This is a genomic window from Ruegeria sp. MALMAid1280 (genome assembly GCF_049195285.1).
Lineage (GTDB): Bacteria > Pseudomonadota > Alphaproteobacteria > Rhodobacterales > Rhodobacteraceae > Ruegeria.
This window is the reverse complement of sequence record NZ_JBMIRT010000058.1, coordinates 1-4,756: the sequence shown is the minus strand read 5'-3', so window position 1 is coordinate 4,756 and position 4,756 is coordinate 1. Positions and strand designations below refer to the sequence as shown.

General features: G+C 65.8%; 4 protein-coding genes. 1 reads left to right on the top strand and 3 read right to left on the bottom strand.

The window, feature by feature from the left end; genetic code table 11:
* Positions 1 to 10 precede the first annotated feature (10 nt).
* The 3 genes from ACOQFT_RS16875 to ACOQFT_RS16865 are packed head-to-tail and all read right to left on the bottom strand — an operon-like array spanning position 11 to position 4,129.
* Complete coding sequence (locus ACOQFT_RS16875) at positions 11 to 1,426, bottom strand: polysaccharide biosynthesis/export family protein (protein ID WP_421599055.1); 1,416 nt, start codon at positions 1,424 to 1,426, stop codon at positions 11 to 13.
* The gene (locus ACOQFT_RS16870; protein ID WP_421599054.1) at positions 1,416 to 2,069 is read right to left on the bottom strand and encodes a YjbF family lipoprotein; all 654 of its coding nucleotides are present in this window, start codon (positions 2,067 to 2,069) and stop codon (positions 1,416 to 1,418) included. The genes ACOQFT_RS16875 and ACOQFT_RS16870 overlap by 11 nt, the downstream gene beginning before the upstream one ends.
* The gene (locus ACOQFT_RS16865; RefSeq protein ID WP_421599053.1) at positions 2,066 to 4,129 is read right to left on the bottom strand and encodes a YjbH domain-containing protein; all 2,064 of its coding nucleotides are present in this window, start codon (positions 4,127 to 4,129) and stop codon (positions 2,066 to 2,068) included. Before ACOQFT_RS16865 ends, ACOQFT_RS16870 begins: the two co-directional genes overlap by 4 nt.
* 335 nt (positions 4,130 to 4,464) lie before the next feature.
* On the opposite strand from ACOQFT_RS16865, the gene ACOQFT_RS16860 reads away from it, so the two are divergent.
* Positions 4,465 to 4,725, top strand: a complete 261-nt coding sequence (locus ACOQFT_RS16860) for a hypothetical protein (RefSeq protein ID WP_421599052.1) — start codon at positions 4,465 to 4,467, stop codon at positions 4,723 to 4,725.
* The last annotated feature ends 31 nt before the right edge of the window (positions 4,726 to 4,756 follow it).

Sequence of the window (4,756 nt, the reverse complement as noted above, 5' to 3'; positions counted from 1 at the left end):
GCCCGTCTTATCAATTGGCGGCAGCGTTGATGGGAGTTGTTATGAGGGATGGGGTTATTTGTGAGATTGTTCTGCCCCATTTTGTGACGGGGTTTTCTGCGATGAAGATGATGTCGTTGTTGCGCAGTTCGAACTGTGCGGCGAGGGTGAGGTGTGCGGCGTTGCGGGTGTCGAGGTGCCAGGCGGTGACGGCGCCGAACTCGCGGGGGTCCTGGGCGGCGCGCAGGACGTAGACTTCGGAGGCGTCGCCGGTTTCCTTGGCCACGCCGCCGCCGGTGTCGTAAAGCGCGTCAGCCAGGGTGGCCGCGTGGTTGAAGGGCAGGGCATAGCGGCCCTGGGTGCGGACCTCGCCGCTGAGGTAGACGTAATCGCGGTCGATCGCGTCCAGTTCGAGGGACTGGACAAAGTTGTCGCGCCGCTCGGCCAGATCGTCGCGGCGCAGGTTGACGGCGACGTTCAGCTCCTGCAGCGCGGTCTGGCGGCCTTCGAGCACGGTCTCGCGCAGGGCGATCTGCTGGGCAAAGTAGCGCTCGGCGCGGTCCAGATCATAGTCGGTATCGACAAAGACCGAATCGTCGGCGATCAGGTTGAGGTTCTGCAGTTCGGTGCGGGAATAGAGCTGTTCCAGCGGGATCTGATAGACCTGCCCGTCGCGGTAGATGCGGACCGAGGAATTGTCGATATCGCTGACCGAGACCGAACCGGCGGCCGAGAGCGCCTCGCCCAGGGTCAGCTGGGTCAGGGTGATGGGCTGCACGCCGGGCTGGCCGACGGCGCCGCCGACCGAGACGCGGCGGGAATTGAACTCGGCAATCTCCAGACTGAAGGTGGGGTCGATCTGGTTTTCCACCAGACGCTGGAACAGCAGCGCCTCGGCCTCGTCCACGGTCAGGCCGACCAGCCGCACGCGGCCGACATCGGGGATGTTGATCGAGCCGTCATCCTGCACGGTATAGCCGTTGCGGCTGTTCTGCGCGGCCAGCAGGCCCGACAGCTCTCCGGCGGTGCCTTGCGTCGAGGGCGTGGACAGCACCAGCACGTCGCCGATGCCGATGGTGTAGGGGCCGGGATTGATTTGCGGCGGCGGGTCCAGTTCCAGGCGCGCGCGCGATCCGTCCTGGGTCGAGGGCGCCTCGGGCAGCGGGCCGGTGCCGCGCAGGCTGGTGGACGAGCCCGATCCGGCCGACAGCGCAAAGACCGAGGGCAGGGTCTTGGGCGCGTAAGGCGAGCGGTTGGCGACCAGCACGGTCTCGGGCGTCACCGGCACGACGCGGACCTTGCCGGCATCCGACACGCCTGCGGTCACCGAAGGGCTGCGGTAGATGGTCGAGCATCCGGCGATCAGGCCAGCCGCGGCCAGCGCACTGAGGAAAAGGGGGATATGGCGCACGATGCGTCCTCTGCTGTTCAGAATCTTACCTATCATCGGGCACCACCTTTATGAACATGTTGCCCAGGAAATCGCCGGTCCATTGCGAGGACTGGACGATGCGGCCGGTGCCGTTTTGCACCCAGTAAATGTTGCTGAACTGCTGGGCCACCCCATAACAGTCTTCCTGCTGTTTTTGCGTGGCGACGGGGGTGCCCTGCACAATCACCGTGTCCGCGCCCTGCGGCGTGATCCGGCATTTATAGGCGTGCAGCTCGATCTCGTCATTGCCGTTGAGAAAGCTGTGGAACCGTTCGGCGTGGCCGGCACCGCCGGTCAGGATCAGCGCCGCGCTCTGGCGCAGATCCGATGCGCTCATGCCGCCGCCAAAGCCGATGGCCGAGGTCAGCAGGCCCTGTTCCAGCGTGATGGTGGCGCCATCCGCGGTCAGCCAGGTCTGAACCCCGGCGCGCTCGGTCTCCAGCAGCATGACACCGGCCAGATCGCGGCTGGGAAAGCCGACCTCAAGCCGGGGCGGGATCGGGCGGCGCGCGGCCAGCGCCCCGGCGCGGGGATGGAACCGGGGCGTGTCGGGAAACAGCGTGCCCTTCAGCAGATCGGCATCCTCCTGCGCCTCGCCGCAGGAGATCAGCATCAGGGCCAGCAGGGCCAACAGGGCAGGGCGGCGCCGGGCTGTCATCGCCAGAACCTCCCCCAGCCGCGGGACAGGTCCTGGGCGCGGGCCTCGCGGGTGACGCCGTACAGCCGGTTGCGCACGTTCAGCCGGGCGCCGCCGTCGCGCAGCACCGGGCGGATGGTCTGGGCGATCCTGTTGCGCGACGGCCGCCCGGTCAGCCACGAGATCGGAACCTCAAGCCGGATGCCCTTGTCGAACGAGCCTTCGCCGAAATCATCGAAGCTGACATCGGTCAGGGTAAAGAAGGCCCCGACCTTGAAGCCGTTGGTGAACGCGCGGTCCAGCGCAAAGGTGGCGCCATAGTCGCCGGCCAGATAGCGCCCGACATCGACCTGCGCGTGATAGTCGCCGGGCAGATCGTAATAGGCCGACACATGCCCGGTGGCGACATTGTAATCCTGAAAGCCGAACAGCACGTCATAGTCGCGTTGGGCGACGTAATTGGCCTCGACCCCCAGGGCCAGGCGGCTGTTGGTGGGGTACCACAGCAGTTCGGCCGACAGCCCGCCGAACATGGTCTCGAGATAGCCCAGCGTGGTGCGGGCATAGAGGTTGGCGCCCGGCCGCCACATATACTCGGCAGTCATATGCTCGACGCGCAGGTTGGAGTCGCGGGCATAGATCGCCCAGTCCGAGCGCACATGCGGCAGCGGCGAATCCGAGACCCGGGTGCTGTCATCCAGCGTGCTGAGGACCGGCTGGCGCAGGCCGGTCGACAGGGTCAGCCCGGGCGACAGGGTATAGTCCAGCCCCAGCGCCGCCCCCATCTCGTACCGCAGCGGGTCGTCGGGGTCGAAGAAGGAAAAGTTCAGATAGGGCCCGAACCGGTAGGAAAAATGCGGGTAGGCATCGCTGAGGATGCCGCCCTGCAGCAGCGGGATCGTGTCCGAGATCCCGGCCCGGGCAAAGCTGCGCCAGGCATTGTCGGGGTCGTGTTCCAGCTCGTAAAGATCGTCGCGGTTGATCCGCACCGCGCTCAGCGGCACGCCGTTCGACATCAGCGCGATGTCGAACTGTTCGGTCTGCGGCGGTTCTTCATTGGCCAGCACGCGGGCGGTGCGCCCCAGCGCCTGGGCGGCCTGGCCATAGCGGGTGTTCTCGACCCCGACCTGCACCGTGTCGCCGCTGTCCGACAGGTAGACCAGCCGCAGCCCTTCCTGCGCCAGCGCGGCCTGCATCCGGTCGCGGATGTCGCCGGGGGCGCGGGCGGTGGCGGCGGCGGTCCGGGGTTCGGGCGTCAGGGGCGGTGGGGCGGCGCCCTGCCCGCCGGGCGTCACCGCTTTGCGCGGATCGATGAAATAGCTCAGCGTCAGCCCCAGCGTGGTGCCATAGAGATAGGATGTGGTCAGCTGGGTGCCGTTTTTGAACCGGTATTGGACGCCGACATTGATCGGAGATCTGACCCTGAGACTGTCTGCCACCGCTTCCTGAGTATACAGATCGGGGGAATATTCGGCCAGAAAGGTCAGCCGGTCGTCATACTGCCAGCTGACGCCGCCGAACAGGGCTGCGTCGCCGCGGAACCAGTTGCCGAAATCCAGCTGGCCGGTGGTGGAAATCCCGCCCGCATCCGATACCGGCCGGGTGTCGAAGCGGTCGCCGAAGATGCCCAGCGGGTTGGAAAACGCGCCGCGCCCGGCCATCCGCCCCCAGCCGATACCGCCGGTCACCTTGACCCGGTCGTGAAAGGTTTTTGTGGCCACGACATATTCCGCCGCATAGATGCCGGTGCCGCCGAAATCGCGCAGCCCCATCACGATGGCCGGGCTGTGCCTGCTTTCCTCGCGCAGCCGGAAATGCAGGTCGAAGCTGCGGTCATAGAGCGTTCTGTCGGTGCTGTTGAACCTGTCGATCACCGCATAGCGGAAACTGCCATGCACCCAGGGCAGCATCTGGAAGGTCATCGTGCCCCGGCCGGTGTTGCGCAGCCCGGCGGCGGTGAAGACCAGCATGCCGTCCTCGAACATCTCGGCGGTCGGAACCTCCAGCAGGCCGGGCGTGCCATAGGTCGAGACCGACTGCGCCTGCGCCATGCCGGTCGCCACCGCGCACAGCACTGCCATCAGGCCTTTCCGCCTTGCTGATACCGCTCGAATCTTCACGTCAGTTTATCGCTTTTTTTACGGCGCCTGATTAGCGGGTTTTGCCGGTGGCGTCTTGTGGCAAATCGCGGATGCGGGCATTCCCGGATATTTGTGGCTGAGCTGCAATTTGACCGGGCAGCTGCGCAGCGATCAGGCACCGTATGGCAGCGGCCGCAGCGGCGGTGAGCCTTGCCGCAAGCCGCTGAAAAAACCGGGCTTTCCCGGCAAATCCGCGCATTTTTTGCGGATGCGGCATTCTCAGGCCCAGACGGTTGTGTTAGCCTGCGCCCAAGACCCGTTTTAGGAGACTAACGATGATCAGAACAACACTTCTGGTTCTGGCGCTTTCGGCCACCGGCGCCTATGCGCAGGACGCCTCCGGCACAACCAGCACAGACCAGAGCGATGAGGCCCGCGCCGCGCGCGACGCCGCCGCACAAGAGGGCGTGACCGGCTTTGTCCCGCTCGTCGCCCCCGCACTCGGCGTCGCAGCAGCCGCCGCAGGCCTCGCAGCCGCAGGCGGCGGCGGTTCCTCAAACAGCACAACCACAACCAGCACCGTCAGTACAAACTAAACCCATAAAAACAAATCATAAAAAACGCGCC